Raw genomic sequence first — 26,560 nt, forward strand, 5'->3', positions numbered from 1 at the left:
CGCGGGCTGCGCCCGCGCTTGCCTGGCCCAACGAGAGGAGATGTTTCGCCAGAAACGTCGACGACGGGCGGGAGGGGCCCCGAACCCGCTAGGCGTCCAGAGACCGGGCAATGAGTTCCTTCATGATTTCATTGGTGCCGCCATAAATCATCTGAACACGCGCATCCGCGTAGAGGCGGGCGATCGGGTATTCCATCATGAAACCGTAACCGCCAAACAGCTGAAGGCATTCGTGCATGACCTCGTTCTGCACTTCCGACCCCCAGTATTTCACCATCGAGGCGGTGGCGGCATCCAGCGTTCCCGACTCGAGCCGAGCAATGCAGTCATTGACGAAGCTGCGCAGGACCTCGGCCTTTGTCTTGCACTCAGCCAGTTTGAAACGGGTGTTCTGGAAATCCATCACCCGCTGACCAAACGCCTTACGCTCCTGCGTGTATTTCACCGTCTCTGCGATGGCGAAATCTATCGCGCCCAGCGCCCCGATGCCGATGGTCAGACGCTCCCACGGCAGCTGTTTCATCATCTGATAAAAGCCCTGCCCCTCTTCCGCGCCCAGAAGATTGGTCATCGGCACCTTGACGTCTTCAAAGAACAGCTCGGCCGTGTCATTGGCCTTCATGCCCAGCTTCTTCAGGTTCCGCCCCTTGCGAAAACCCTCTGCACCCTCGGTTTCAACCGCGATCAGCGATACCCCTTTGGACCCTTGCGCCTTGTCTGTTTTGCAGGCCACAAGGATCAGGTCCGCCGACTGGCCATTGGTGATGAAAATCTTGGACCCATTCAGCCGATAGGAATTGCCGTCCTTGTCCGCGGTCGTCCGAATGGATTGCACATCCGAACCGGTTCCGGGCTCGGTCATGGCCAGCGCGGCAACCATCTCGCCCGAGGCCAGACGCGGCAGCCAGTTCCGCTTTTGATCCTCGCTGCCATAGGTGTTGATGTAGTGAACGACAATGGACTGGATCGCATAGCCCCAGCCGGAATCTCCGTGCGAGGCCTGCGCGTAAAGCGTCACCGCATCAAACCCGATGCCCCCGCCGACACCGCCATAGGATTCGGGGATCGCACCTGCCATCAACCCCATTTCCCCGGCCTTGCTCCACATGTCTCGATCGACGACTCCGTTCTCGTTCCAACGCTCGAGATTTGGCACCAGCTCATCCGCCATGAACCGATCCGCCATTTCGGCAAACATCTGATGCTCTTCGGTCACCCAACCCGCAGAAGTGGTAAACAGCGGCATACGACATCCTCCCCTTGCCTGTGCCTGAACAGCCTAGCTTTGGAGGTTTCGCATTCCAATCCACTGAGAGGCATCGCAACGCAACGTCGTTTTGATGATCAGCCCGGTTCAGACCAGCGCGTTGTCCAGCAGAATCTGCGCGGCCGCCTTGGCATCCTGCGCCGGGTTGCAGGATTTTAGAAACACCGCCGCGACAATCGCGCCTTCCTGCAACAACACAATCTGACAGGCCAGATGCTCTGGATTGCGCGCGCCCGCCTGACGGGCCAGATCCGCAAAATAGTCCAGCATGATCTGCTTGTGTTTCGCCGACTGTTTGTGGATCGGGTGATCGTCTTCCTGATATTCCGCCCCGGCTTTGATGAACATGCAGCCGCGATAGTCGCCTTCACTGAACCACTCGCCCAGCGCATCGAAACTGGCGATCATTTGCCCCGCCGGAGTATCCGACAACTCGCTGACACGGTGCAGGAAATCCCTGCGAAAGCTTTCATCCCGCAGCTGTAGGGCGGCAAGGATCAGATCCTCTTTGGTGCGGAAATGCTTGTACATCGATGTCTTGGACACACCCGTTTCAACCACTAGCTTATCCATCCCGGTGGCATGAAAGCCGTCACGGTAAAAAACCTGCAGGGCCTTGCGGACCAGCTCGTCTCGTTTGTTCGGGCGCATATGCGGGCTCCTGAGTGTACAGATCAGTACATAATGGTCGATAACTGAAATCTCAACCTCCGAGAGAGCCCGGGCGAAATTTCAAAATAAGACTTGCAAAAGTTTACCGATCAGTACACATTGATCACAAGATGTACCGATCTGTAAACCTTGGAGCGATCAGATGAGACGCCATGCCAGCCTTTTCTCACCTCAGTACGTCCCCTTTCTATTGACCCTGGCGCTGATAGCAGCCGCCTTGACGTGAAGGGCCGCCCGAGCGATCGACCGGGACCGTGAAAGGACAAGCCATGCCACGCGCCTTTTCCGAACTGACCTTTACCTCTGCTGTCCGAGCACATCAGGAAAGGATGGGTTCGGCCGGGACCTGCGCCAAGTTCATCGAAGGCGGTCCGCAGCAGGGGCATCAGATCGAACCAGCCGAAAAGGCGTTCATCCAGGCGCGTGACGGGTTTTACCAATCCACCGTGTCCGAGACCGGCTGGCCCTATGTTCAATACCGCGGCGGGCCGGTCGGGTTCCTGAGGGTGCTGGATCCGCAAACCATCGGATACGCCGATTTTTCCGGCAATAAACAGTATATCTCGCGTGGGAATCTGGACGGAAATGACCGCATCGCACTGATCCTGATGGATTATGCCAATCAGCGGCGCCTCAAGATATTGGGTCGGGTCACATTCACCGAAGGTGAGGCCGCAGCCGCCAGCCTGTACCCCGAAGGCGCCGAAGCCCCCGCCGAACGCGCTGCCATTATCCGGGTCGAGGCGCTGGACTGGAACTGCCCGCGCCACATCACTCCGCGCTTTACCGAGGCCGAACTGCGCCCGCATCTGAACGCGCTGGGGCAGCAACTGGCGCAGCTTCAGGCGGAAAACGAAAAACTGAAACAGCAACTGGCCCAACGGTCCTGATCCCCAGACCAGACAGGTCACACCAGACACAAGGAGCACCCCATGCTGCGATCAGCGCTGAACATTGCCAGCCTTTGTCTGATTGGCGCTCTGCTGTTGGCGACGGGGCTGACGCTGGCCTTTTTCGCCTCGCCGCAATCTGTCCGCAGTTCTCCACCCGTGACGTACGATTCCCTGTTGCTGGATCAGCTATTGGACCGCTGAAATATTGCAGAAATCTGTCGTGACCCCTTGACCTTCCCGTGACTGGAACCCCCATCTGGAGGGAGAAGTTCTCTACAGGATGAGTCGGATGGCTACGCCGCAGACAATTCAGCTGAAAATCTCGGGCATGGGATGCGCGTCTTGCGTGGGGCGGGTGGAAACCGCGCTGCGCGACGTGACGGGGGTGTCGGAGGCCTCGGTCAATTTTGCAACCGAAACCGCGCAGGTCACTTATGACGGTCAGATCGGGGCGCTGACCGAAGCGCTGAGCCACGCCGGTTACCCGGCAGCGACACGGGAAACGACGCTGAAGATCGGCGGCATGAACTGTGCCTCCTGCGTGTCCCGGATCGAGCGCGCCCTGACCGCCGATCCCGCCGTGGTCGAAGCGCAGGTCAATCTGGCCACGGAAAGCGCCACGATCACCTTTGTTGACGGCGCAACCGATCCGCAGGCGCTGGCAAAACTATCAGAGGAGGCCGGATATCCGGCCCGTGTGGCGGACAGTGCCGACACACCTACTGACCAGAAAAAAACTGAAGAAGCCCAGGCGCTGACCAAGTCGATGGTTGTCGCCGCCATTCTAGCACTGCCCGTTTTCGTCCTCGAGATGGGCGGCCACATGATCCCGGCCTTCCACCATTGGGTACACGCCACTATCGGCATGCAGAACAGCCAGCTCATTCAGTTCGCACTAACAACGCTGCTGTTGTTGGGGCCGGGACGGGTGTTCTATGCGAAAGGCATCCCCTCGCTGCTGCGCGGCTCGCCGGACATGAACGCGCTTGTGGCTTTGGGCACAGGCGCGGCCTATCTGTTCTCGGTCACGGCAACCTTTGCGCCGCAGGTTCTGCCGCAAGGCAGCGCCAATGTGTATTTCGAGGCCGCCTCGGTCATCGTGGTCCTGATCCTGCTGGGCCGGGTGATGGAGGCACGCGCCAAGGGCCGCACAGGCGCCGCGATCCGCAAACTGGTGGGCCTGCAGCCGAAAACCGCGCGGGTCGAGATGGACGGCACTTACGTCGACCGCCCGATTGCCGAGATCACGGTGGGGGACATCCTGCAAATCCGCCCCGGTGAGCGGGTTCCGGTGGATGGAGACGTGCTGGACGGAACCTCTTACATTGATGAAAGCATGATCACCGGCGAGCCCGTGCCTGTTGGCAAATCCCCCGCTGACCAAGTTGTAGGCGGCACGGTCAACGGCACCGGTGCGCTGCGCGTTCGTGCCACGCGGGTTGGGGCTGACACCGTTCTGGCGCAGGTCATCCACATGGTCGAACAGGCGCAAGGGGCCAAGCTGCCGATTCAGGGGCTGGTCGACCGGATCACCGCCTGGTTTGTGCCGGCGGTCATTGCCGTGGCCCTGCTGACCATCGCGGTCTGGCTGATCTTTGGCCCCGCGCCCGCCTTGCCGATGGCCTTGGTCACCGGTGTGTCGGTCCTGATCATCGCCTGCCCCTGCGCCATGGGTCTGGCGACGCCGACCTCGATCATGGTGGGCACCGGGCGCGCGGCAGAGCTGGGCGTGCTGTTCCGCAAGGGCGACGCGTTGCAGCAGTTGCAGCAGGCCAAGGTGATCGCGCTGGACAAGACCGGAACGCTGACATTGGGGCGCCCCGAATTGGAGAACGTGACCACTGTAAACGGCTTTGACCGCGACACTGTTCTACGCCTGGCCGCCGCGGTCGAGGCACAGTCCGAGCACCCGATTGCCACCGCAATCACCCGCGCCGGACCGCCGGATCTGCCCTCACCGTCAGGGTTCCAGTCCCTGACCGGGCTGGGCGTTCAGGCAACGGTCGAAGGGCGTGACGTGCTGATCGGCTCGCCCCGTCTGATGGCACAGCATAGCGTCGATCTGGCTGGCCTGACCGCCGAGGCCGACCAGCGCGCCAGCGAAGGGGCCACGCCGCTGTTCGTCGCCATCGACGGCCAGGCTGCGGCGCTGCTTGCGGTCTCGGACCCGGTCAAACCCGGTACGCGACAAGCGCTAGAGCGGCTGCACGCAATGGGCCTGACACTGGCGATGGTGACCGGAGACAACGCCCGCACCGCGCAGGCTCTGGCCGACAGGCTTGACATCGACCACGTCACGGCCGAGGTCCTGCCGGATGGCAAGCTGGCCGCGATCACCGCGTTGCGCGAGCAGTTCGGCACGCTGGCCTTTGTCGGGGATGGCATCAACGACGCCCCGGCGCTGGCGGCGGCCGATATCGGCGTGGCCATTGGCACCGGCACTGACGTGGCCATTGAAACGGCGGATGTGGTGCTTATGTCCGGCGATTTGCGCGGTATTGCCAATGCGGTTGAGATCAGCCGCCGCACCATGCGCAACATCCGCCAGAACCTCGGCTGGGCCTTTGGCTATAACATCCTGCTGATCCCGGTGGCCGCCGGGGCGCTGTACCCGTTCAGCGGGCATCTTCTGTCCCCGGCCCTTGCCGCCGGGGCGATGGCCCTATCCAGCGTCTTTGTGGTGTCGAACGCGCTGCGCCTGCGCCGCGTGCGTGCCAGCCTGCCTGAGGCGCCACAAGGCAGCAAAACGCAGGAGGTTACGTCATGAATATCGGAGACGTTGCAACCCAGACCGGCCTGCCCGCCAAGACGATCCGGTATTACGAGGATATCGGCCTGATCAAACCGATGCGCGACGATAACGGCTATCGCCGGTTTCGCGCGCAGGACGTGCATAAGCTGAACTTTCTGGGCCGCGCCCGCGCCCTGGGCTTCACGATCGAGGATTGCCGTACCCTCATGGCTCTGTACGAGGATGAAACCCGTGCAAGCGCCGATGTCAAAAAGGTCGCGCGGGCCCATCTGGCGCAGATCGAGGCCAAGATTGCCGACCTCAACGCGATGCGCGACACGCTGGGTCATCTGGTCGATGCCTGCGCCGGGGATGACCGCCCCGATTGCCCGATCCTGCAGGATTTGGGCGGCAAGCCCTGACGCGGGGTTGCTCTTTGGGCGCAGCTTTGCTTTGTCTCTGCGCAACACTCCGGCCTGCTGCGTGAAACGGGACCGGACAGCTGAGAGGATCACCAAATGGCAAAAGTTGCGTTTCTGGGCCTGGGCGTCATGGGCTATCCAATGGCAGGCCACCTGCAGGCGGCGGGTCATGAGGTGACCGTGTATAACCGCACCGCCGCAAAGGCCGAGGCCTGGGTGACCCAACACGGTGGCGCAATGGCAACCACCCCGAAAGAGGCCGCACAGGGCGCGGAATTCGTGATGGCCTGCGTCGGCAATGATGACGACTTGCGGAACGTCTGCGCCGGCGCGGACGGCGCGTTCCACGGAATGGCTGAGGGCACGGCTTTCGTCGACCACACCACCGTTTCGGCCAAGGTAACGCGCGAACTTTATGCCGCCGGACAGGCCCGGGGCATCGCCTTCGTAGACGCCCCGATTTCGGGCGGTCAGGCGGGGGCCGAGAATGGCGTGCTGTCGATCATGTGTGGTGGCGATCAGGCCGCCTATGATGCGGCCGAGTCGATCATGCAGGTCTACTCGAAAATCTGCCGTCGGATTGGTGACAGCGGCGCGGGACAGATGACCAAGATGTGCAACCAGATCGCCATTGCCGGTCTGGTGCAGGGCCTTAGCGAAGCGCTGCATTTTGCCGAGAAGGCCGGGTTGGACGGGCGCTCGGTCGTTGAGGTGATCAGTCAGGGTGCGGCGGGCAGCTGGCAGATGGCAAACCGCTATGAGACTATGCTGGACGATCACTTCGATCACGGTTTTGCGGTCGACTGGATGCGCAAGGATCTGGGCATCTGCCTTGAGACGGCCAACGAGACCGGGGCGTCTCTGCCGGTGACTGCACTGGTCGATCAGTTCTACAAGGATGTGCAGAAGCTGGGTGGCAGCCGGTGGGACACTTCCTCGTTGATCAAGCGTTTGCGCGCTTTGGACTGAGGGTCAAGGGGCTGTCTGTCCCCTCTTGGCCCGCTGGGCCAATTCACCCCCGAAGGTAATTTTTTGCCAGATTAAGAGGCTCCCGATGATGAAGGGACTGGAAATCGTATGAGCGGCATGACGGAATTTTGGGCGGATGCCCTGCGCACGCATTGGGGTCTGGACGCTAAATTGGAGCGTTTGGACGGCGAATACGACCTGAACTTTGTGGTGCGGGCGACGAATGGTCGGGATTACGTACTGAAGGTCATGCGCGCGGGCTGCGAGGCCGAATTGGTGGACCTGCAGGTCAAGGCGCTGGCGCATATCGCAAGCGAGGCGCCAGGCTTGCCGTTCCCGCAGGTGTTCCCGGATCTGAACGGGGCCGTGCTGCCCGAGATTGCCGATCAGCAAGATGAGATGCGGCTGGTCTGGCTGCTCGAATGCCTGCCGGGGCAGTGTTATGCCAAAACGGCACCCAAATCCGAGGAACTGATCCTGAAACTAGGCCGCGTTCTGGGGGCAACCGACAAGGCGTTGGAGCGGTTCTCGCATGACGGATTGCACCGGGCGGATTTCAAATGGGACCTGGCGCAGGCGGGCTGGATCGCCGGAGAGTTGGACGTGATCAGCGACCCCGCGCGGCGCGGGTTGCTGTCCGGGATTTGCCGCGCGTTCGATGCAATTTCCGGACAACTGTCGGGTCTGCCCAAGCAGGCGATCCACAATGACGCCAACGATTATAACATTCTGGTCGAGGGCGAGTTGGGGCAACGCCAAAGCGTCTCGGGCCTGATCGATCTGGGCGATATGTGCGCAGCCCCGCGTATTTGCGATCTGGCAATTGCAGGCGCTTACATTGTTCTGGACCACCCCAAACCCGAGCGCGCATTGGCGGCGCTTGTTCGCGGGTATCACGCGGCCAATCGGCTGCGCACGGATGAGGTCGATCTGATCTGGCCGCTGCTGCGGATGCGGCTGGCGGTGTCTGTCGTGAACTCGACCCTGATGGCGGCTGAAAATCCGGATGATCCCTATGTGACCATCAGTCAGGCCCCCGCCTGGCGGTTCCTTGAGAACGCGGGTGTCAATGGCGGCCTGATGGCGGCCCGGCTGCGCGCCGCCTGCGGCCTGCCTGTCACGGATGGGGCCGAGCGCATCCACGCCTACCTGTCCGAGCATCGCGGCCAGTTCGCCCAGATGTTCGAACAGGACCTGAGCGATGTGCCGATGGGTTCGCTGTCCGTCGAGAACTCGACCTGGCCGCAGAACCCGTTCCACATGCCGCTGGAAGAGGCCGCGCGTGTGGGTGAGGAATTCGGCACGGGCCTGTGGCTGGGCTATTATAACGAACCCCGCCTGATCTACGCCGAGCCTGGGTTCCGCAAGGGGCCGTGGAAAGCCTCGGACCGGCGCACCGTGCATCTGGCGGTGGACGTGTTTGCGCCTGCAGGCACCGTGCTGCACGCCCCGATGAGCGGTCGGGTAGAAGCGGTTGAAAACCGGGACACGCATCTGGACTATGGCGGCGTGGTGATCCTGCATCATGAAACGCCCGAGGGAGATCCGTTCTATACGCTCTACGGTCACGTCGACCCCGAGGTCTGTGACCGGCTGAAACCGGGCGATCCGGTGGCGCAGGGGGCTGCCTTTGCCCGATTGGGCGATGCGAGCCAGAACGGAGGCTGGGCGCCGCATGTGCATTTCCAACTGGCCTTGACCACGGACGGGATGCAGAACGACTGGCCCGGCGTGGGCGACCCGGATGAGATGGAGCTGTGGCACGCCGTCTGCCCGAACCCGGCGGCGCTGCTGAACCTGCCCGACAACAAGGTATTCTACCACCCGACCGACAAGCAGGCGATCCTGCAGGGGCGGCATGATCATTTCGGCGGCAATCTCAGCCTGACCTATGACGACCCGGTGATGCTGGTCCGTGGTTGGAAACACCACCTGTTCGATGAGTGGGGGCGCCCCTATCTGGACGCCTATAACAACGTCCCCCATGTGGGCCACGCGCATCCGCGCATTCAGGCGGTGGCTGCGGATCAGCTGAAACGAATGAACTCGAACACGCGTTACCTGCACCCGGCACAGACAGCCTTTGCCGACAAAGTGCTGTCCAAGCTGCCGGATCAGTTCGAGGTCTGTTTCTTCGTCAATTCGGGCACCGAGGCCAATGAACTGGCCCTGCGGCTGGCCCGCGCCCATACCGGAGCCAAGGGGATCGTGACGCCGGATCACGGCTATCACGGCAACACGAACGCGGCCGTTGCGATCTCGGCCTATAAGTTCAACAAGCCGGGCGGGATCGGTCAGGCCGATTGGGTCGAACTGGTCGAGGTGGCTGACGACTATCGCGGGTCGTTCAAACGCGACGATCCCGACCGCGCCCAGAAATACGCTGACCTCGTGGACCCGGCGATTGCCGCCTTGCAGGAAAAGGGACAGGGCGTAGCCGGGTTCATCGCCGAAACCTTCCCCTCAGTCGGTGGTCAGATCATCCCGCCCAAGGGCTACCTGCCTGCGGTATATGAGAAAATCCGCGCCGCCGGTGGCGTCTGCATCGCCGACGAAGTGCAGACCGGGCTGGGACGTCTGGGTGAATATTACTTTGGCTTTGAACATCAGGGCGCGCTGCCGGATATCGTGGTCATGGGCAAGCCCATCGGCAATGGTCACCCGCTGGGTGTACTGGTCACGACCAAGAAAATTGCCCGCAGCTTTGACAACGGGATCGAGTTCTTTTCGACCTTCGGCGGTTCGACCCTGTCCTGCCGGATCGGCAAAGAAGTGTTGGACATTGTCGATGACGAGGGCCTGCAGGACAATGCCCGTGACATGGGCGCGCGGCTGATGAATGGTCTGCGCCAGATCGAGGCTGACTTCGCCTGCGTTGGGGACGTGCGGGGCATGGGCCTGTTTCTGGGCGTCGAACTGATCAACCCCGACGGGTCCGAGGGCAGTGAAATCTGCAAATACGTCAAAAACCGGATGCGCGATCACCGCATCCTGATCGGCAGCGAAGGTCCAAAGGACAATATCCTGAAAATCCGTCCGCCTCTGACTATCGAAGCGGAGGACGTGGACATGATCCTCTGGGCGCTGCGGGATGTTCTGGCCGAGGTAGGCGATTACACCCCTGCCCCGACCTGCGACCACGATCATCACCGCGCCGGGTGCGGGTGCTGCTGAAAAGAATAAACCCCGGCGCGAGGGCGGCCGGGGTTTTCCGCTTTCCCGCTGTTTAATGCAGCACGGCCGCGGGCGTTTGATGCCCGGTTGTAGGCATTGGAACGGACGCTGTCATGCGGCGTAACGTCAGTCCGAACTCTTCGGACAACGAGGTCAATGCGGGCGCAAAATCCGCCCGCACAATCAGCGCGGCCATCATCATCGCATCTTCGCGGTCCCCCTCCGAGGCCGCAGCGATCATCTGCGCGAAACAGCTCTCATCCGCGCCCAGACAGGAACATCCCAGCCCATGGCGGATCAGGGGGCGACGCCCGTGATGCGCGCATAACGAACACAATTGGTCCAGCGTCATCATCGCAGCGCGTCCGCTCGCAGTACCCAGCGCGATTTCGAAGTCACTGGCGGCGTCCGAGCGACTCTGTGCACCATCGCCCCAGAGCCGCAGATACATCACCGCACCAGCCGCGACAGGACCCAGGTCTGCAAGGCGGCCAACGGCCGCCCCGCCCCGAGGGGACTGCGCGCTCATTTGGTCAAGATCAGCTTGCCGGCGCGGGTGATCCGCAGGGTATACAATTGGTCGCCCAGCTCGATATGAGCAAGGTTTCCGCCCTTGGTCAGGTCTTCGGCCTTGTGCGCAGGCAGCATGGATACGGCGTAGGATTGGCCGGGGTTCGGGGTCTGCATATTCATCAGGACAACTCCAAGTGGTCTCAGGCGAAATGCCTTGATCTGTTCGCGTTTTTCTTGATCTGGCTGACCCGAAATGGGGTTGGCTGCTCATTTCACAGTTAATCTGATTAATTTAGTCAGGTATGTCAAGCCAGTTCTGACAGAATCTTCAAACCAATGTGATTGCGCCAAAAAATCAGGCGGGATAACCCTGTGCGGGACTTTAGACAGACGAGGTTTCCAATGAGCGCAACAATCATGTTCGATCTGGACGGAACTCTGGTGGACAGCCTTGCAGACATTGCCGCTGCCACCAACAGGATGTTGCAGGACAACGCCGCCACGCCCCTTCCGCAGGAGCAAATCCAACAATTCGTGGGCAACGGCCTGCCCAAGCTGGTCGAGCGCGTGATCCTGCATTGCGACCTGCCGATGGACCGTCACGCAGACCTGACTCGACAAACCCTGACGCATTACAATGCAGCAGCCAGTGACAAAACCGTCGTTTACCCAGGCGTGATTCAGGCGCTGGAGCAATTGCGCGATATGGGCTGCGTGTTGGGTGTCTGCACCAACAAACCCGAGGCCCCGGCGCGTCACGTGCTTGAAGCCATGAATCTGGCGCATCATTTCGATGCCGTTCTGGGTGGCGACAGCTTGCACACCCGCAAACCCGATCCAGCGCACCTTGAGGCCAGTTTTGCGGCCGTCACCTCCGCTGGTCCGCGGCTGTTTGTGGGCGACAGCGAGGTCGACGCTGAAACGGCCCACCGTGCCCAAGTGCCGTTTCTGCTGTTCACCGAAGGCTATCGCAAATCACCGATTGCCGAGATTCCACACACCGCCAGCTATAGCGAGACGTCAAGGCTTCCGTCTCTTGTCACACAGGTACTTCAGTCGCTGGGGGAAACTGCCTGACAGTAAATTCAAGGGGATCGGAACGGTCCGCAGCCGTTTGCTGAGGGGCCGGCCGAGGGGGTATGTAGCCAGCCCCTCACAGGGGAAAAGTGGTATCGTTCGAAGTTATCCGATCAATGAGTTACAGTTAACGAATTGCTCCATATCCCGGTATTGGGGGTTTCCCGTAGCTCATGGGAGACGCTTGAATTTACGGAATTTTTTTCTGCTTTTTTTCGCCTCGGACCCGGTTTTGAGTCGTCATTTCCTAAATACGACCTCCATGACAAGGAAATAGCGGGCCAAACTCCACTACGCCTAGGCGTCTACCTATCGCTCATCCTTATCGTTTACCCCCGAGAATTCGCTTTTGGGTCTGCCTATACGTTGGAAGACTTGAGAGGACTCGTTAAGTCAAACGCGGATAACTATCTGGCATTCTAACCCGCCAAGGGATCGTGATTGGTCCAGCTTCAGATGGGCACCATAAGCTGCAAGCAAGTCGACAGCGATTGTCAGTCCCAGCCCGCTACCACTGACGGATGTGTCAAGCCGTCCGCCAGATCGCAGGGCTTTGCGCACGGCCTCCTGCGGAATTCCTGGCCCGTCATCTTCGATGCAGATTTCGATACGGTCTTGTTTGAGTGCCGCTGTCAGACGCACCGACTGTCGGCACCACTTGATCGCGTTGTCCAGAAGGTTGCCCAGTATCTCTTCGATATCCTGCGTGTCCATCCGCACCCAGATGTCGGGGTCGTTTGTCACCTCCAGCGTCTTGCCTTCGCGCTCAGCCATGAGGGAAAACAGCCGCGCAAGCCGATCGACCGATTTGGACAGATTGGTACGGGAATGGGTCAACTCGGCCGTGTTCATCGCCCGCATCCGGGCCAGCGAACGGCTGAGCTGCGCGTCGATCCGGTCCAGCGATTCCCGGGCTGTCCCCGTCTCAGCCCCCGTTTCCGAAAGATTCTGCAGTTCATTCCGCAGAATGGCAGCCGGGGTTTTCAAAGCATGCGCAAGGTCGGCGGCCTGCCGCCGCGAGCCGCTAACGATGTCACGGTTGCGCCGCAGCAACTGGTTCAGGTCTTCGACCAGCGGGGACACTTCTTCGGGGTAATCCGCAGGCCTGAGATCCTCATCCCTGTCCCAGCGATGCGCCACATCCGACCGCAGCTTGCGCAGCGGACCAAGAATGACGGACATCAGCAGCAAAGAACCCGCGACCCCGATCAAACCGACCAGCGCAAAGACAGGCAGCAGGCTTTGCTGTGCAGCCCGCCGTTCATTAAGCAGCTGAGCCCGGGATTCCGCGACACTGACGCCCCAGACCGTCCCGTCCTCGTAAGAGATTTCCTGGTAGACACTGCGCAGAGCCTCGTTTTCCGGGCCGCGGGTGTTCCAGAGAACAGTCGCCTCTGACGCGCCCTTCGGTTCAGCGAGCGTCTCGTCAAACAAAGATGCCGACGTGAAAATCTCTCCGTCGCTGCTGCTGACTTGCCAATAACGTCCGGAATAGGGCGTGCCATATGCGGGGTCGAATATGAGATCGCGCAGCGCATCGGGGTTCTGAGTCGTGACACTCAGCCCGACCACAACCTGCGTGTGGCGGTCCCGTAGGGTGGTGTCGAATTGCTCGGATACCCGTGAATCGATGTAGGAAAACACGGCCAAAGTCCCCAAGCCAACGGACACGGCGCCTGATGCGATCCCGCCCAGCAATGCCCGTTGACGCAGGGATAACATCAGGCGGAATCGATCATGTAACCGCGCCCGCGGACCGTGGTGATCAGATCGGGACCCAGCTTTTTGCGCAGGCGGGTGACGAAGACGGCGATCGTGTTTGAATCCCTGTCCCCGTCATATTCATAAATATGCTCTGACAATTCGGTTCGTGAAATCATGCGCCCGGCATTATGGGCCAGGTAAGTCAGAACCGCGATTTCCTGAGCGGTCAGAATGACCGGAATGTCATCAACGGTGACCCGCCCGTTCCGGGTGTCGAGGATGACGTTCCCCATCTCGATCAGCGGGTTCAGCTGCCCGCTGTGACGCCGCAGGATGGCCCGCACACGCGCTGCCAGTTCGGGCATATGAAAAGGTTTGGTCATGTAGTCATCCGCACCGGCATCCAGGCCGTCGACGCGTTCGCTCCAGCCATCGCGGGCAGTCAGGATCAGCACCGGAGTTTTCACACCGGCACCACGCCAGTCGCGCAGGACGGATAGACCGTCGCGCTCGGGCAGGCCGATGTCCAGAATGATCATGTCGTAGGGTTCGGTTGAGCCCAGATGCAAGGCGTCGAGTCCGTTGTGGACCACATCCACAACCCGGCCTTCTGCATTCAGAAGTTTCTTAATCTGTTCGCACAGGTGCGGCTCATCTTCTGCCAGAAGGATTCTCATACTTAGAACTTATATGCGTGTGTGGCCGGCAGTTTAAACATTATCTTCTACCGCCGCCGTTGCCGCCGGAGTTCCCGCCGCCGTTGCCACCGGAATTCCCGCCACCGTTGCCGCCGGAGTTCCCGCCACCGTTGCCGCCGGAGTTCCCGCCACCGTTGCCACCGGAATTCCCGCCGCCGTTGCCACCGGAGTTCCCGCCACCGTTGCCACCGGAGTTACCCCCGCCGTTGCCGCCGGAGTTCCCGCCGCCATTACCGTTGTTTGCCTTGTTGCTGGAATTCCCTTTGGACTTCGCATTGGCCGAATTTCCGGGACTGGACTTGGCCGCCTCAGAAATCTGGAGACCGACGCTGGATCGGTTGGGTACGACGACACCAGTCTTTGCATTGACGATCACGCTGATGATCTTGCCGTTGGGCTTTTTGACCAGAATTCGGTAATAAACTTGGTCCGCCCTGAAAGCGCGGGCGTCAACCGGGGTGCCGCCAAAGGCTTTTTCGACCCCTTTGATAACTTTTTTTAACCGAATGGCTCCACCCGAGGCAGTCGCCATGCGCAGCTCGGCCTGCTTCAGTTCACGTGCCGCCGCGTGCCCTTCAGTCGTTTGAAGAAGGGTGGCAAAGCAAGCTATGATCAACAGCTTTTTCATACCTAGTACTCTTTACCGGGCAAACGCGCCTCAATCTATCTGTTCTAACGTGAACGGGCGGTGAACAGCCAGTTACGCGTGGGTTAAATGCATATCGGTTCAAATGGGGTGTGGGGGTTGATTCCGACCCGCTTGGCCTGTTCGAACCTATGACAGACTGAGTTGCCCGGAAAAACGAAACCTGTAGTCGGTAGATGAGGGCCGTTATGAAAACCAAGACAATCAGCCTGATGAAGGCCACAGCCATTGCCATTGCCCTGTTAGGGTCAACCGCGATTGTTGGCGCCGTAGCTTTTCCTGATGTTGCCTACGCGAAAGAAGGCAAAGGGGGCGGCAACGGCGGAGGAAACGGGGGCGGCAACGGGGGCGGTAACGGCGGTGGCAATGGCGGCGGCGGTGGAAACGGCGGCGGCAATGACGGCGGCGGCAAAGGCAAGGGGGGCGGATCCGGTGCGTCGAAAGGCGACGGCCAGAAATCTGCGGGCAAAGCGGGTCGCAAAAGCGCCGATATCGGTGGCGGGCGAGCGAAGTCCTCCAAGGAAAAAGGATTTTCCCTGAAAGGGTTGTTCGGCGGCAAGAAGACACTGACCCTGAAAAAAGCGCCCAAAACAACAAGGGTGGCGCGCAAGGTTGAGAAAACCGCCCCTGTCACCAAATCCCTGCGTCCCGAGCCCCGGCCGAAGCGCGACAAGATCGCTGACCTTCTGGGCGTACATCCATCCGAACTGGGTGCGTTGAACGCAGCCAATGCAAGTGCGACCGCTCTGAACAATGCCGCACCCAATTCCCGCGTCGGTCGCATTGCACATTATCGCGACACCGTTCTGGCCGGAGAAGACCTGCGGGCCGCCCTTGAAGAAAAACAAGCCGTTTTGGATGGGATGACACCGCCCGATCGAACTGTCACCGAGATAGAAGAGGATCTCGAAGCTGCACTGTCGGATGTGCAGGATAAAAAGGATCGCGTGGCCGAGCTTGAAGAAGCCCTTGCAGAGGCCGGCGGGACCAACCCGGATATCGAAGCGCAATTGGACGATGCCATGGCGGATTTGCAAGGCTCGATCGAAACCGCCGAAAGCCTGAGCGCCGAACAGCAAGCCGCGCAGGACTATGACGACGCCGTCGCGGAAGTCGATGAGCTGAACGAAGCCGTTGAAAACCAGCCCCAGAAAGAACGCGAAGCGCTTGAAGCTGCGGCTAACAAAACCGTAACCGATGAGGTCGAGGCAACGGTGAAATCGATGCTCGGACTTTAATCACCGGGGATTTCGCCACGCACTCGCGGAGATAAATAAGGCGACCGGGCCAGCCACGCATGATGGGGATCATGTGGCTGGCCCTTTTGCTTTGAACAGAGACAAGCGCCGGGATCACACAGCCCCCGGCTCCCCGCAGGCAAAAGAAAAGCCCGCTCCAAGGTGGAACGGGCTTTGACCTTAAGGTGTTTTCCCGGGCAGGACGAAGCCCGGGAAAACCAGGGCATCTGGGTAACCAGTCAGACGTCCCTTTTAGCCTCTTCAAGTCTTGTATTCTTGATGATGTCCAACAACGCATTCTCGATAGGTGGGAAGCGTCCACTGCTCGCATTCGCAGTTTTCGGCGTCTCACGCTGCAGAGAGGTGCCATAGGAATGCATGGCTGCGGAAGCTCGGTTGGAAGAAACTTCAATGGCAGTTTTGATCATGCTGTTCCCCTTTTGTGGAATCAGGCCCTTTGTATTCGGCCAAAGGCTACATGGCCCAGTATGTGCCAATTAGGTTGAACATTTTGAGAATACATTGTTCATGTTGGGTTCATGATGTCGCTCGGACGTGGGCAATGCTGTCAAGAAAAGCTCTGCAAAACTCTGGGCGCACCAAGTGAATGTGTCGGCCAGAGAAGGACCAGCCTCGTAAGTACTTTGTGTCCGGCTTCTGCGCGTTTTAGCCAATCAAAGATTGCGCAGGATCACTCAGAATGACCCCAGAGTGGACCTCGGATGCAGCGCGACATCTGGTGAATTGCCACGGCCACCCGGACTGCGGGCGGCCCGTAGACGACCTTGAGCATTTCATTTAACGTTTTCGGTCGCAGCTCGCGTTTCGGAGGTCCGCCGCAGGTTCACATTTTGAGGTTGGTGAACTCAAACATCTCGCAACAAACCTGCCCTTTGGACACGCGCCGGCCTATTCTCATCTCGGATCGGGCCAATATGCGATGTGCCATGGGCTTCGTGTCCGATACCTTCTTAGTTTACTATCATGCCGCTGACGATCCAAACTATCAGTCTGAATCTTTTGATGTCACAGGAACCAGCAAAATAGCTACTCCTTCAACATCAACCCAAAGGCACACACAAGCGGGCTGAAACAGCCTTTTTGTGGTTCCGCATATCAATTCAACTGCAAAATAGGCCGGAAAACTGAAAACAGTGATTTACCGACTTGCTGATTTCGCCAGATGGAGAGCGCAAAATGAACCAATCCGACGATCACCGTGCGTCAAAACCGGTAGGAACGAACCCGGCGCTGGACCGGATCGTCGATGCCATAAACACAATTCCATAAGGCTATGCTTTCCACGATTCCGATGATCGATTGATTTTAGCCAACGAGACATATCGAAAGATGCTGTATGTGAATATCCACGGTCGAGATATTACCACACAGAAGCAAGTTGAAATCGAACTGCGCGTGGCAAAGGATATCGCTGAAAATGCCAACAAAACCGAAAGCACATTCCTCGCCAATGAGTCACGAGCTTCGCACGCCATTGAATGCGATCATTGGATACAGCGAACTGATGCTTGAGAAATCTATCGACCAGAATGACGAAGCAAACCTAAGCGATCTTCGAAAAATTCAATCTGCCGGGAAACACCTACTTGCGTTGATCAACGGCAGTTCAGGGCTCATCGCGGCTTTTACGGGGACTTGTGCAAATAGCCTCTGTTGCGTGTTCACCACAGGGTGAATTCGCACCGTTTGCTTCCACAGTGCTTCTAGAGAGCTTGGCGTGCGGCGGCATTGCCGCTTGCTCCGACCCTTAACGTGTTGCTTTTGTTGAGAAAGTTTTGTTGCGGGAGTAGGATTTGAACCCACGACCTTCAGGTTATGAGCCTCACAGGCGTGTAGTTGATGTAGTTTGCCGAAGGTGTTTCTTTTTATATTTATCAATTACTTACTTAGTTGACACTCAGCCTTACGATTTCCGAAGATTGCTCATATTTGCTCCACGGTGTAGCACCAGTGTAGCACCAACAATTTTTGGTAGCACCAGACACCTCAAGGATACGACGTGGCCAGTCACCGTTTGAATTTCACCAAAGCCGCCCTTCTAAAAGCACCCGCCGCCCAAAAAGGATCGCGAGACTACTACTACGATGAGCGAGAGGCCGGTTTAATGCTGGCTGTGACCGCCGCAGGGTCGAAAAGCTTCTACCTCTACAAACGCATAGAAGGGCGTCCAGAACGGCTTCTATTTGGTAAGTTTCCAGACATGACTGTGGAACAGGCTCGAAAGGCTGCAGCTAAAGCCAAAGGCGGAATCGCATCTGGGGCGAACCCTCAGAAAGAGAAAAAGGCCATTCGAGACGAGATGACCTTTGGCGTGCTGTTTACAGAATACATGGACAAGTATTCCAAGGTTCACAAGAAGTCGTGGAAATATGACGAACGGGAAGTAAACAAATATCTGTCGCATTGGTTTGGCCGAAAGATATCCAGCATTGACCGGGCCGAAGTGGAACGGCTTCACGCAAAGGTTGGAAAGGATAACGGCCTGTATCAAGCCAACCGTTTGCTTGAGCGCATCCGCTCTATCTTTAACAAAGCGATTGAATGGGGCTGGAAGGGTGTGAACCCGGCAGTCGGCATCAAGAAGTTTCGGGAACAGAGCCGCGACAGGTTTTTGCAGCCTGATGAGTTACCACGCTTCTTCGAAGCATTGGCGAATGAACCCAATGAGGCGGCACGAGATTTCTTTATGATTTCGCTGCTGACGGGCGCGCGCAAGTCAAACACGTTGGCGATGATGTGGAAGGATATCAACTTCCAGTCGGCCACATGGCGGATCGCAGAAACGAAGAATGCGGACCCTCTGACGGTTCATCTGCCTCATCAGGCGGTTGAACTGCTCATTGAACGGAAACTGAAATCAGACAGCCCATACGTGTTTGAAGGCTCTGGCAAGAGCGGTCATCTTGCAGACCCCAAGAAGGCTTGGAGCCGGATTTTGAAAGAAGCTGGAATCGAAAACCTGCGCATTCACGACTTGCGTCGCACTCTTGGCAGCTATCAAGCGGCAACAGGGGCCAACGGGTACATTATTGGGAAATCACTTGGTCATCGGTCGCAGCAGTCCACGGCCATCTACGCTAGGTTGAATCTAGACCCGGTCAGAGAGAGTGTGGACAAGGCGACAGAGTTGATGTTTTCAAGAGCAACCTAAAGCGGGAATAGGATGTTCACCACACTTGGGATAAATGGCAGCTATGCGGACAAACCGGACTTGTGCGATTGCGGCAATTGCTGACGCAGCATTGATTTGCTGTAGCAGCACATTCATCGCTGCGTTGCAGCTGTTGTCGCCAGACCGGTCATTCAAAGCTATGATGATGCGATACTATCAAACTGTAGTTTCGCTGCACATAGGATCAGCAACTTAGACGCCGAACAAAGCCAACGTTTGCGTTGTCGCAGGCAGTGCAGCAGGACAGGCCATGCGGGCCTTCAGCCAGTAAGCAAATTCTCGTTGTGGCTCATGCAGGTGGCGGGGAAGAGGGAGTAATTCGCGGTCGTGGAATTTTTCATTAAGTTGAGATATTGCAGAGATTGGATCTTTGGTTCTTGCTTCGTGTTTGAATTGATCGGGAACGAAGCACCAATAGTGCTTCTATTTGTTGTTATGCTTTTTTGACGAGCGTAATCTTGTTTTTCTGACAGGAAATTAACGTTACTGCCGAACGCGATAGCCGGAAGCAATGATCTTGTTTATCAGAACAGCGGCGGCCTGGTGCATGTCCTTTTCATCGTTATTGCCGACCGCTGTTTCGTGGACAGCAGCTGCGTCATGCAGAACTCCCACAATTTCATGTTCGGGCAGAAGCTCACGATCTTTAATTGCAAGCAAAAGCGCTTCACAAATTGAGAGTGCGGCCATTCCTGAATGGTCTTGCCGGTCAGCCATGGTAGACGTCCTTTTCTAACAGGCGTCCAAGCATGGAAGCGCCACGATGAATTGCACCATACTGGCATAGATTGCTGTATACTTAACTGATCGAAAGCAGTCTTGGCGTCGGATAGTTTCGCGGGCTGCTCATCGATGAAGGAAGAACACTTGCGCACTATCAAAAATAGTCTACTCACCCGAAAGCTTTCAAACTTCGTCGCTCTTACTGAGGTTGAACTTGCGGCATTGGCACGCCTGCACAAGCGTCGCAGAACCTTTGAAGCCGGACGTGACCTTGTGCATCAAGGGCAATCAGAGCAGGCTGCCTACATTCTGGCCTCGGGCTGGGTTTGTTCCTACAAAACCCAGACTGACGGGTCGCGTCAGATCGTCGATTTCCAAATACCGGGTGACTTTCTGGGCTTGCGAAGCGTTCTGCTGCACACCTCGGATCACAGCATAGAACCAATCATGGAAATCCAAGCCATTGAAGTAGTAGTGGATGATCTCCTGGAAGCATTTGCGCAAACGCCCCGGCTGGCGACAGCAATTCTTTGGGCGGTCTCTCGAGATGAAGCGATGGTGGTTGAGCACCTGGTCAACATAGGACGGCGAGATGCGGGTGAGCGCATGGCGCATTTTCTATTGGAACTTGGTGTGAGGCTGACTCAGGTCGGGATGGCAAGCAAGACGGGATACGCCTGCCCACTGACACAATACCACCTTGCCGATGCACTGGGACTGAGTGCCGTACATGTTAATCGTGTCCTAAGGCAACTGCGGGAGAAGGGGCTGGTTACTTTTCAATCCGGGCAAGTGGTATTTGATGATTATGAAGGACTGGTGACGTTGGCCGGTTTTGACCCCACTTATCTGGATCAGGCCGGGCCACTGTTGAAGCAATAAGTTCACCCCTACAGCGATGCCGGGATTTTGATGATCGTTGCCTGTTAGAGACGGAATTCGCTTCGGCAGATTTGGGATTTCACTGAAAAAGAAGCGCAAGATAAATACAGTCCGACTATGGTACTGGATTTCCTGCGCTTCTCAATTACTCGTTAAGAACACGCCAGCAAATATCCCGCCAACACACATCACGTTGCCGGAATCCAAACATCGTTGCACTGACGCAGGTTAGTCAATTTTTGGCAGTGTGCCTGATCCTCGGGCACCAAATGCATTTGAGATTCCAATAAAATCTCAGGTCATTGGCCGCCGACTAACATCGATCAGCGCGCGCCTGCCATTTGCACATTATTCTAAATTACAACGCCAGTACAACCGCGGCGCTTACGAGCGTGTACCGCGGCAGACTGCGCGGGGAAGATCCAACAAACTAAATGGAGGACAAAGGTGAGCACAAGATCGTCCAGTTCTTTGGTGACGTTTTCAAATCCGTTCTCTTTGTCCGGCTACCCGGATGTACTTCCTGCAGGCGAGTATGAAGTAGTTGTCGAAGAAGAGCTACTGCAGGGCCTGAGTTTCGAAGCATATCGAAGAACCGGAACCTACCTGACAGTTCAGGGCAAAGGCAGCAAGCCAGGCCGCACGGAAATGCGCCCAATTGACCCAGAAGATTTTGAACGGGCGCTCAAGCAAGACCAGACCTTGGCCACATCTAACAATGACAGCGATGCGGCGCTTTCCCCGCAGGAGGAATAGATTATGAACACGCCCGAATGGCTTAAACCCGGAATCTACGGCGCCCTGATCGGAGGGGTTTTCGTAGGCGTCGTTGGATTTTCTTGGGGTGGATGGATGACCGGCAGTAACGCGGACAAGATGGCCAACGCCATGTCCCGCGACAATGTAATCGCTGCCTTGGTTCCGATCTGCGTCGACATGGCGAGAACTGACGCCCAACGCGCCGAAAAAATAACAACGATCAAAGAAGCTTCTTCTTTCAAGCGAAAGGATGCCGTTATGGCAGCCGGCTGGGCAACGGTACCGGGATCCCAAACCCCCAATAAAGATCTGGCACAGGCCTGCATTGAGGGGCTGAACCTGGATGGATCGTAACTCAATCACTCAACATTCGGACAACGCCGGTTGCACCAGGACAAATCGAAAAAATCAGCACTGGTTTTACTCTCACTTTATGACGGCGCTGTTTGTTGGCGTTTTCAGCTGCTTGGCGGGCTCCTTTATCTCATCAAGTCCCGCATCGGCCGAAACAAATTCGATCCCGGATAATGCGCATCCCAAAAAATATGGCGACGGTTGGGAATGCGATTTGTCCTATCGGTTGGAAGGCGGAGAATGCGTGGCCGTTGTCGTGCCGGGAAATGCCTACCCCACAAACAGAACCTACGGCTCAGGGTGGGCATGTATGCACGGCTTTGTTGAAGTGGGCGGCACCTCATGCACTGAAGTGATTGTGCCTGAGGGTGGATATCTCGATCCGTCAGGTGAGAGGTGGCGGTGCCTGCGTGGATACACAAGAGTAGACGATAGCTGCCAGAAAATCGTGGTGCCGGAAAATGCTTACCTGACGAACAGCACTTATGGATCTGCATGGCGTTGCAACCGTGGCTACGAAAAAGACGGAGAAGCATGCGTGGCAGTAGCGGTGCCGGAAAACGCTTTTCTGAACGCATCAACCAGCGGGCGTCCCTGGACGTGCGAGCGTGGGTATTTTGAGCGCGACGGACGGTGCGATACCGTCTTTGTGCCTGAAAATGCTTTCTACGATGACGCGATCCATGGAGTTGGATGGAAATGCGAGCGTGGCTACGAAGCGTCCGGTGAACGCTGCAATGCAATCGAGCTACCGGCAAATGCCCATATCGACCGATCCGGCAATGGGTGGCAATGCCACAAAAACTATCATCGATCAGAAGGGCTGTGTGTTCTGAACCAGTGAGAATTCAGACAGAAAGCCCACTTTTCCAAACTACACAATTTTTGCCCGTCCTTACCAAGGACGCGCGTTTCACACTCCAAAAAGGAACAAATATGAAACCCGTACCCATTGCGTCGGATGCCAAGCAGTTCATTGCCAGCGATGCGCAAAAGCTGCCGCCTGAACAAGCAGTTTTTCCAGAGCTTCACCGCAAGACACTCGTGACAGATACACCGACTGCAATTGTGTATTGCGAAGGAAACTTCGCAAAGATCGATGGCAAGACGGCTAATGGTCTCGTTCGACATTCACAGGCCTATCGCGTTCTTTCGGTGATCGACAGCACGTATGGCGGTTGTGACAGTGGCAAAGTGCTTGATAATATCGCAAATCAGGTTCCCATCTTCGATGATCTTGATGCCGCCGTCGCTAATGAAGCTACGATCCCCGACACGTTTATTTACGGAATGGCGCCGGCCAGCGGCAGAATGTCCCTTGAGGATCGCGAAGTTGTTGTGGATGCGATAACGCTCGGAATGAACATCGTCAGTGGGCTGCATGAATTTCTTAGCGATGACAAAGAGCTCGCCGGATTTGCCAAAATTCACGATGTCACGATACGCGACATTCGCAAGCCGCGGCCCAATCCCGACCTGCGCCTGTTAGATGGCAGTATTGGAGACGTCCAGGCGATCCGCATCGCGGTGTTCGGCACCGATTGTGCAATTGGAAATGGGGGATATGCGGGATGGCATCTTGCCTGAACACCTTGAAAGCACTGTGTCTCAAATTCTTAGAATGGAAGGGATTTCTCTGAAGGGGATCGGCGCAAATTTTGCCTGTCTGGGTCATGTGGCACCCTCTGCAGGAGCAATGGAATTGCTTTCGTCGCTTGCCGCCGACACCGAACTTGCAAGTGGACCCGCTCTGGAAACAGTGTCAGGCGGCGGCTCAGCCAGTTTGCCATGGGCGCTTGGCAAGGGGGCGACCGGAAAGATCAACAACCTGCGTCTGGGTGAGGCCATCCTGCTGGGTACCGATCCCGTTTCGGGATACGCGATCGACGGGCTTTACACAGATGTTTTTACGCTTTGGGCGGAAGTGATCGAAACGAAGACCAAATCAAATCCAAATCCCTTGCAAATGAATTATCCTATACCTTCAATGCAGTGTGTGACTTTAGACAGTCCTTCGAATACTCGGTCGATCCTTGCGATCGGACTCCAGGACACTGATGCGGCGGGTCTAATATTCCCTGCTGGCGTCACGTTCGTCGGAGCCACCAGTGATCATATCGTTGTAGAAAACACCAATTGGCTGCTTCGCCCTGGTGGCGAGGTGAAGCTGAGAATGAAGTATAGCGCGCTCTCGCGCGGCATGGCTGCACCCGATGTAGCAAAAGTTTTCCATGGTGATAGCGCTTTGGTTGACTGCAACGCAGCGAACACTGATCGCCCATACTCGAATCGAAAATAGCGCGCCAAGGTGCCGCCGCCTCGGTTCTGCTTCAGCCATCCGTCTTATTCTACGGCTTTACGTAGTAAATGAGGCACCCAATCCCTATATTGGACGTAGCCGCATTCACTTTTCACACCCCATCTGGGCTCGTGGGTGATGCGGACAATCAAAGGATCAACATGATGTCTTTCAAAGACCTTACGACCAGAGCGGCTGCCGCACTGAAGGAAAACGATGCGGACGCACCAAAAAAAGAAACGACGTCGGAAGGGCCTGACACCGTCCCCGAAAAATCAAAGCCTAAACCTCAAAACTGATAATACCCTGCCGGGAGCGGGTGGCTTGTTCTTGTTTACATCTCCGAGCGAGCGGTATCAGCAAAGGAGAACTACCCAAATGAACCAACTAATCAGCAAGACAATCGCAGTCTTTTCCAGGCCGTTTACTTTCCCTGGCTTTGACGAATTACTCCCGGCGGGCGAATACGACATAGAAACTGAGCTTTCCGCACCACCAGATTATTTGGATCCAGAAGCCTGGAAAGCATCAGTGCTAATCTTTCTGCTTCCACGGAAATCTCACCCCGGTCTGGCGCGAACGTTGACCGTTTCTCTTACTGATTTGGAGAGAGCCCGCGCAAGGGATAAATTGTCTGCGAAGGAGTTGTCGCAATTCCTGCTCGACCAACTCTTGGCCGATCCGATGGTGCAACTGATCATGGAAGCTGACGGTGTGTCTGAGACTCAACTTCGGCACCTCTACTCGGAGTCGCTCATTTCTGAGGCAGACAACGGATCATCAGATCAACGAGCCATACCACGAGGATGCGCAAGCGGTTCTCGGTATGCTTTCGCTGTCCAAGCTGCTGAGAACGAAGGAATGCCAGTTCGTCCTATTAAAACCCCTCGGATTACAGGCCGTCCCATCGGACAGTCTGAACCAGGCAGCTCCTTCAATCTCAAGGCTTAGGGCTCGGAACTTTCTTTTCCAGTCGCTGTCTAAACCAAAACAGAAATCGAGGCTAAGAACTGATGGAAGACTTCGACAACGACGCAGATACGATCATGGCTCGCGCCCACAATGACGTGCCGCAAGAACGCCCGTGTCTTCGTTGCAGAACGCCATTCTGGAGCGAAGGGTTCGGAGAGCGGATTTGTCGACGCTGCAAGGGGTTGAGCGCGTGGCGAAATGGCGTATCAGTAAGCCCTGGGTTAGCTCGGCGTCGCTGATAACCTGACGCCGGTCTTTCCAGCTTTTCTGATCATATCTCATTTTATCTTATTGGTGCGGACCCGGGCCTTTTAACGTGGAACCCGATCGGTAATCGGTGCTGAAGACGAAGCGTACGCGCGGTTTGGACTCGAACCGTTCTTATGTGTAGTGATATGGGCTCAAGCCGCCTAATGCACACACTTAAACCATGCCAGTATTCATAATCGGACAGCAGGCATTCACGCCGCTTGTACTATTCGGTGGTCGGCGCGGTGCTGTTGCTTGGGTGCGGAGGGTGGATCGGAGTGCAAAATATGCCAAGAGTCCAACTACCTGCAGTCACCCCAAAACCCAGAGCTTGGAACAAGGGGCGGATCATCGGTCAGAAACGACCGCTACTCCCAAAACAGGTCTGGGCGATCCGTGCCCGGCTCGAACTATCTGGAAATCTGCGTGATCTCACAATGTTCAACGTCGCGATTGATAGCAAGCTACGCGGCTGCGATCTGGTCAAACTCGCTGTGACCGATCTTGTCAAAGACGATCGCGTCCGTGAGCGTGTTTCGGTGATCCAGAGCAAAACCAAGCGATCTGTTCAATTCGAACTGACGGAAAACACACGAGAAACTGTATTGGTATGGGTAAAATCACCGGAAATGTTTGCTAGCCGGTTCATGTTTCCAAGCCGATTCCATGATCGACCACACATCTCGACGCGCCAGTATGGCAGGCTGGTTCGAGACTGGGTGACCGCAATCGGATTGGAACCGAGCGGATATGGCACGCATTCGCTTCGCCGAACCAAAGTAGCTGAGATCTACCGCAAGACAGGAAATCTCCGCGCGGTCCAACTTCTGCTTGGGCACACAAAGGTCGATAGCACCGTGCGATACCTGGGCGTTGAATTGGAAGACGCGCTAAGCATTGCAGAGCGCATAGACATCTGAGACAGTTTGGCGAGCGGCGCTGTCGGTCGCCAATCCATAGTGGTTCTAGTTCTTTTACGCAGGAGTGGGACGTAGCGTGCCCTGAGCGGAAGTGTCAAAATCTTGTTGCGTGCGCTCGCAACACAGTTTTCTCGGCTCAGGCGCAATTTACAGGGTGCGGGACCGAGCGGCCATTTGATCACGCCGCGAGTACTTGTGCAGAAGC

The 26,560-nt window shown here is 57.1% G+C and carries 28 protein-coding genes; 19 read left to right on the plus strand and 9 right to left on the minus strand.

The features are described 5' to 3' along the window. Window positions 1-88: 88 nt before the first annotated feature. Both ACR0NT_RS19015 and ACR0NT_RS19020 read right to left on the minus strand, forming a co-directional pair. Window positions 89-1,246 carry an acyl-CoA dehydrogenase family protein gene (locus ACR0NT_RS19015; RefSeq protein ID WP_170674508.1) on the minus strand — a complete coding sequence of 386 codons (1,158 nt, stop codon included), beginning with the start codon at window positions 1,244-1,246 and terminating at the stop codon, window positions 89-91. A gap of 108 nt (window positions 1,247-1,354) precedes the next feature. Next, window positions 1,355-1,918, minus strand: coding sequence for a TetR family transcriptional regulator (locus tag ACR0NT_RS19020; RefSeq protein WP_170674506.1), 564 nt, complete (start codon window positions 1,916-1,918; stop codon window positions 1,355-1,357). 290 nt (window positions 1,919-2,208) lie between these two features. Here ACR0NT_RS19020 and ACR0NT_RS19025 point away from each other — a divergent pair, with 290 nt between their 5' ends. The 6 genes from ACR0NT_RS19025 to ACR0NT_RS19050 all read left to right on the plus strand — a co-directional run bounded on the left by ACR0NT_RS19025 (window position 2,209) and on the right by ACR0NT_RS19050 (window position 10,128). Further along, entirely contained in the window at window positions 2,209-2,829 is a 621-nt protein-coding gene (locus ACR0NT_RS19025; protein WP_170674504.1) for a pyridoxamine 5'-phosphate oxidase family protein, read from the plus strand. A gap of 42 nt (window positions 2,830-2,871) precedes the next feature. Beyond that, window positions 2,872-3,033, plus strand: coding sequence for a hypothetical protein (locus tag ACR0NT_RS19030; RefSeq protein WP_170674502.1), 162 nt, complete (start codon window positions 2,872-2,874; stop codon window positions 3,031-3,033). 88 nt (window positions 3,034-3,121) lie between these two features. After that, window positions 3,122-5,599: a heavy metal translocating P-type ATPase gene (locus ACR0NT_RS19035; protein ID WP_170674500.1), complete on the plus strand. Its 2,478-nt coding sequence runs from the start codon at window positions 3,122-3,124 to the stop codon at window positions 5,597-5,599. Next, entirely contained in the window at window positions 5,596-5,985 is a 390-nt protein-coding gene (cueR, locus tag ACR0NT_RS19040; RefSeq protein WP_170447593.1) for a Cu(I)-responsive transcriptional regulator, read from the plus strand. The genes ACR0NT_RS19035 and cueR overlap by 4 nt, the downstream gene beginning before the upstream one ends. Window positions 5,986-6,081: 96 nt before the next feature. Next, a complete protein-coding gene (locus tag ACR0NT_RS19045) occupies window positions 6,082-6,954 on the plus strand; it encodes an NAD(P)-dependent oxidoreductase (protein ID WP_170674498.1) in 873 nt (290 codons plus the stop codon). Between the two features lie 108 nt (window positions 6,955-7,062). After that, on the plus strand, window positions 7,063-10,128 hold the full coding sequence (locus tag ACR0NT_RS19050; RefSeq protein WP_170674496.1) for an aminotransferase class III-fold pyridoxal phosphate-dependent enzyme: 3,066 nt from the start codon (window positions 7,063-7,065) through the stop codon (window positions 10,126-10,128). 52 nt (window positions 10,129-10,180) lie between these two features. Here ACR0NT_RS19050 and ACR0NT_RS19055 read toward each other — a convergent pair whose 3' ends face one another. Both ACR0NT_RS19055 and hemP read right to left on the minus strand, forming a co-directional pair. Continuing rightward, a complete protein-coding gene (locus ACR0NT_RS19055; protein ID WP_170674494.1) occupies window positions 10,181-10,657 on the minus strand; it encodes a hypothetical protein in 477 nt (158 codons plus the stop codon). After that, on the minus strand, window positions 10,654-10,821 hold the full coding sequence (hemP, locus tag ACR0NT_RS19060) for a hemin uptake protein HemP (RefSeq protein ID WP_170447585.1): 168 nt from the start codon (window positions 10,819-10,821) through the stop codon (window positions 10,654-10,656). The genes ACR0NT_RS19055 and hemP overlap by 4 nt, the downstream gene beginning before the upstream one ends. Window positions 10,822-11,043: 222 nt before the next feature. Between hemP and gph the strand changes: the two genes are divergently transcribed. Next, complete coding sequence (gene gph / locus ACR0NT_RS19065) at window positions 11,044-11,718, plus strand: phosphoglycolate phosphatase (RefSeq protein ID WP_170447583.1); 675 nt, start codon at window positions 11,044-11,046, stop codon at window positions 11,716-11,718. Between the two features lie 393 nt (window positions 11,719-12,111). On the opposite strand, the gene ACR0NT_RS19070 is transcribed toward gph, so the two are convergent. The 3 genes from ACR0NT_RS19070 to ACR0NT_RS19080 are packed head-to-tail and all read right to left on the minus strand — an operon-like array spanning window position 12,112 to window position 14,748. Continuing rightward, window positions 12,112-13,440, minus strand: coding sequence for a sensor histidine kinase (locus ACR0NT_RS19070; RefSeq protein WP_170447581.1), 1,329 nt, complete (start codon window positions 13,438-13,440; stop codon window positions 12,112-12,114). Then, entirely contained in the window at window positions 13,440-14,099 is a 660-nt protein-coding gene (locus ACR0NT_RS19075) for a response regulator transcription factor (protein ID WP_170447579.1), read from the minus strand. Before ACR0NT_RS19075 ends, ACR0NT_RS19070 begins: the two co-directional genes overlap by 1 nt. A 40-nt stretch (window positions 14,100-14,139) precedes the next feature. Beyond that, a complete protein-coding gene (locus ACR0NT_RS19080) occupies window positions 14,140-14,748 on the minus strand; it encodes a PepSY domain-containing protein (RefSeq protein WP_480443508.1) in 609 nt (202 codons plus the stop codon). 206 nt (window positions 14,749-14,954) lie between these two features. On the opposite strand from ACR0NT_RS19080, the gene ACR0NT_RS19085 reads away from it, so the two are divergent. Beyond that, window positions 14,955-16,004, plus strand: a complete 1,050-nt coding sequence (locus tag ACR0NT_RS19085; protein WP_170447577.1) for a hypothetical protein — start codon at window positions 14,955-14,957, stop codon at window positions 16,002-16,004. Between the two features lie 239 nt (window positions 16,005-16,243). Here ACR0NT_RS19085 and ACR0NT_RS19090 read toward each other — a convergent pair whose 3' ends face one another. Further along, on the minus strand, window positions 16,244-16,432 hold the full coding sequence (locus ACR0NT_RS19090; protein WP_170447575.1) for a hypothetical protein: 189 nt from the start codon (window positions 16,430-16,432) through the stop codon (window positions 16,244-16,246). Between the two features lie 1,010 nt (window positions 16,433-17,442). Here ACR0NT_RS19090 and ACR0NT_RS19095 point away from each other — a divergent pair. Together ACR0NT_RS19095 and ACR0NT_RS19100 are read left to right on the plus strand one after the other, a co-directional pair. Next, window positions 17,443-17,700 carry a sensor histidine kinase gene (locus tag ACR0NT_RS19095; protein ID WP_480443509.1) on the plus strand — a complete coding sequence of 86 codons (258 nt, stop codon included), beginning with the start codon at window positions 17,443-17,445 and terminating at the stop codon, window positions 17,698-17,700. A gap of 324 nt (window positions 17,701-18,024) precedes the next feature. After that, complete coding sequence (locus ACR0NT_RS19100) at window positions 18,025-19,176, plus strand: site-specific integrase (RefSeq protein WP_170674492.1); 1,152 nt, start codon at window positions 18,025-18,027, stop codon at window positions 19,174-19,176. Between the two features lie 504 nt (window positions 19,177-19,680). Here ACR0NT_RS19100 and ACR0NT_RS19105 read toward each other — a convergent pair. Then, complete coding sequence (locus ACR0NT_RS19105; protein WP_010442296.1) at window positions 19,681-19,914, minus strand: hypothetical protein; 234 nt, start codon at window positions 19,912-19,914, stop codon at window positions 19,681-19,683. Window positions 19,915-20,049: 135 nt separating this feature from the next. Between ACR0NT_RS19105 and ACR0NT_RS19110 the strand changes: the two genes are divergently transcribed. The 9 genes from ACR0NT_RS19110 (at window position 20,050) to ACR0NT_RS19150 (ending at window position 26,355) form a co-directional block, all read left to right on the plus strand. After that, window positions 20,050-20,802: a Crp/Fnr family transcriptional regulator gene (locus tag ACR0NT_RS19110; protein WP_170447572.1), complete on the plus strand. Its 753-nt coding sequence runs from the start codon at window positions 20,050-20,052 to the stop codon at window positions 20,800-20,802. 447 nt (window positions 20,803-21,249) lie between these two features. Continuing rightward, the gene (locus tag ACR0NT_RS19115; RefSeq protein WP_170447570.1) at window positions 21,250-21,558 is read left to right on the plus strand and encodes a hypothetical protein; all 309 of its coding nucleotides are present in this window, start codon (window positions 21,250-21,252) and stop codon (window positions 21,556-21,558) included. A gap of 3 nt (window positions 21,559-21,561) precedes the next feature. Continuing rightward, window positions 21,562-21,915, plus strand: coding sequence for a hypothetical protein (locus ACR0NT_RS19120; protein ID WP_170447568.1), 354 nt, complete (start codon window positions 21,562-21,564; stop codon window positions 21,913-21,915). Beyond that, complete coding sequence (locus tag ACR0NT_RS19125) at window positions 21,905-22,759, plus strand: hypothetical protein (protein ID WP_170674490.1); 855 nt, start codon at window positions 21,905-21,907, stop codon at window positions 22,757-22,759. Before ACR0NT_RS19120 ends, ACR0NT_RS19125 begins: the two co-directional genes overlap by 11 nt. A 92-nt stretch (window positions 22,760-22,851) precedes the next feature. Continuing rightward, window positions 22,852-23,502 carry a DUF1611 domain-containing protein gene (locus ACR0NT_RS19130; RefSeq protein ID WP_480443511.1) on the plus strand — a complete coding sequence of 217 codons (651 nt, stop codon included), beginning with the start codon at window positions 22,852-22,854 and terminating at the stop codon, window positions 23,500-23,502. Further along, on the plus strand, window positions 23,480-24,214 hold the full coding sequence (locus ACR0NT_RS19135) for a type III PLP-dependent enzyme domain-containing protein (RefSeq protein ID WP_480443512.1): 735 nt from the start codon (window positions 23,480-23,482) through the stop codon (window positions 24,212-24,214). The genes ACR0NT_RS19130 and ACR0NT_RS19135 overlap by 23 nt, the downstream gene beginning before the upstream one ends. Before the next feature lie 164 nt (window positions 24,215-24,378). After that, entirely contained in the window at window positions 24,379-24,513 is a 135-nt protein-coding gene (locus ACR0NT_RS19140) for a hypothetical protein (protein ID WP_480443514.1), read from the plus strand. Between the two features lie 79 nt (window positions 24,514-24,592). Then, window positions 24,593-25,165 carry a hypothetical protein gene (locus ACR0NT_RS19145; protein ID WP_170447560.1) on the plus strand — a complete coding sequence of 191 codons (573 nt, stop codon included), beginning with the start codon at window positions 24,593-24,595 and terminating at the stop codon, window positions 25,163-25,165. A 557-nt stretch (window positions 25,166-25,722) separates the two neighbouring features. Then, window positions 25,723-26,355 (plus strand): tyrosine-type recombinase/integrase, encoded by a 633-nt coding sequence (locus ACR0NT_RS19150; protein ID WP_170403722.1) that lies wholly within the window; start codon window positions 25,723-25,725, stop codon window positions 26,353-26,355. Window positions 26,356-26,560 lie beyond the last annotated feature (205 nt).

Source organism: Ruegeria sp. AB10, from assembly GCF_056542745.1.

Coding starts and splice junctions, on each gene's coding strand:
- ACR0NT_RS19050 (WP_170674496.1), top strand. CDS start 7,063: ATGAGCGGCATGACGGAATTTTGGGCGGATGCCCTGCGCACGCATTGG.
- ACR0NT_RS19035 (WP_170674500.1), top strand. CDS start 3,122: ATGGCTACGCCGCAGACAATTCAGCTGAAAATCTCGGGCATGGGATGC.
- ACR0NT_RS19085 (WP_170447577.1), top strand. CDS start 14,955: ATGAAAACCAAGACAATCAGCCTGATGAAGGCCACAGCCATTGCCATT.
- ACR0NT_RS19075 (WP_170447579.1), bottom strand. CDS start 14,099: ATGAGAATCCTTCTGGCAGAAGATGAGCCGCACCTGTGCGAACAGATT.
- ACR0NT_RS19030 (WP_170674502.1), top strand. CDS start 2,872: ATGCTGCGATCAGCGCTGAACATTGCCAGCCTTTGTCTGATTGGCGCT.
- ACR0NT_RS19135 (WP_480443512.1), top strand. CDS start 23,480: ATGCGGGATGGCATCTTGCCTGAACACCTTGAAAGCACTGTGTCTCAA.
- ACR0NT_RS19090 (WP_170447575.1), bottom strand. CDS start 16,432: ATGATCAAAACTGCCATTGAAGTTTCTTCCAACCGAGCTTCCGCAGCC.
- ACR0NT_RS19015 (WP_170674508.1), bottom strand. CDS start 1,246: ATGCCGCTGTTTACCACTTCTGCGGGTTGGGTGACCGAAGAGCATCAG.
- ACR0NT_RS19095 (WP_480443509.1), top strand. CDS start 17,443: ATGCCAACAAAACCGAAAGCACATTCCTCGCCAATGAGTCACGAGCTT.
- ACR0NT_RS19120 (WP_170447568.1), top strand. CDS start 21,562: ATGAACACGCCCGAATGGCTTAAACCCGGAATCTACGGCGCCCTGATC.
- gph (WP_170447583.1), top strand. CDS start 11,044: ATGAGCGCAACAATCATGTTCGATCTGGACGGAACTCTGGTGGACAGC.
- ACR0NT_RS19080 (WP_480443508.1), bottom strand. CDS start 14,748: ATGAAAAAGCTGTTGATCATAGCTTGCTTTGCCACCCTTCTTCAAACG.
- ACR0NT_RS19110 (WP_170447572.1), top strand. CDS start 20,050: ATGAAGGAAGAACACTTGCGCACTATCAAAAATAGTCTACTCACCCGA.
- ACR0NT_RS19025 (WP_170674504.1), top strand. CDS start 2,209: ATGCCACGCGCCTTTTCCGAACTGACCTTTACCTCTGCTGTCCGAGCA.
- ACR0NT_RS19055 (WP_170674494.1), bottom strand. CDS start 10,657: ATGAGCGCGCAGTCCCCTCGGGGCGGGGCGGCCGTTGGCCGCCTTGCA.
- cueR (WP_170447593.1), top strand. CDS start 5,596: ATGAATATCGGAGACGTTGCAACCCAGACCGGCCTGCCCGCCAAGACG.
- ACR0NT_RS19125 (WP_170674490.1), top strand. CDS start 21,905: ATGGATCGTAACTCAATCACTCAACATTCGGACAACGCCGGTTGCACC.
- ACR0NT_RS19020 (WP_170674506.1), bottom strand. CDS start 1,918: ATGCGCCCGAACAAACGAGACGAGCTGGTCCGCAAGGCCCTGCAGGTT.
- ACR0NT_RS19130 (WP_480443511.1), top strand. CDS start 22,852: ATGAAACCCGTACCCATTGCGTCGGATGCCAAGCAGTTCATTGCCAGC.
- ACR0NT_RS19045 (WP_170674498.1), top strand. CDS start 6,082: ATGGCAAAAGTTGCGTTTCTGGGCCTGGGCGTCATGGGCTATCCAATG.
- ACR0NT_RS19070 (WP_170447581.1), bottom strand. CDS start 13,440: ATGTTATCCCTGCGTCAACGGGCATTGCTGGGCGGGATCGCATCAGGC.
- ACR0NT_RS19150 (WP_170403722.1), top strand. CDS start 25,723: ATGCCAAGAGTCCAACTACCTGCAGTCACCCCAAAACCCAGAGCTTGG.
- hemP (WP_170447585.1), bottom strand. CDS start 10,821: ATGAATATGCAGACCCCGAACCCCGGCCAATCCTACGCCGTATCCATG.
- ACR0NT_RS19105 (WP_010442296.1), bottom strand. CDS start 19,914: ATGGCTGACCGGCAAGACCATTCAGGAATGGCCGCACTCTCAATTTGT.
- ACR0NT_RS19140 (WP_480443514.1), top strand. CDS start 24,379: ATGTCTTTCAAAGACCTTACGACCAGAGCGGCTGCCGCACTGAAGGAA.
- ACR0NT_RS19145 (WP_170447560.1), top strand. CDS start 24,593: ATGAACCAACTAATCAGCAAGACAATCGCAGTCTTTTCCAGGCCGTTT.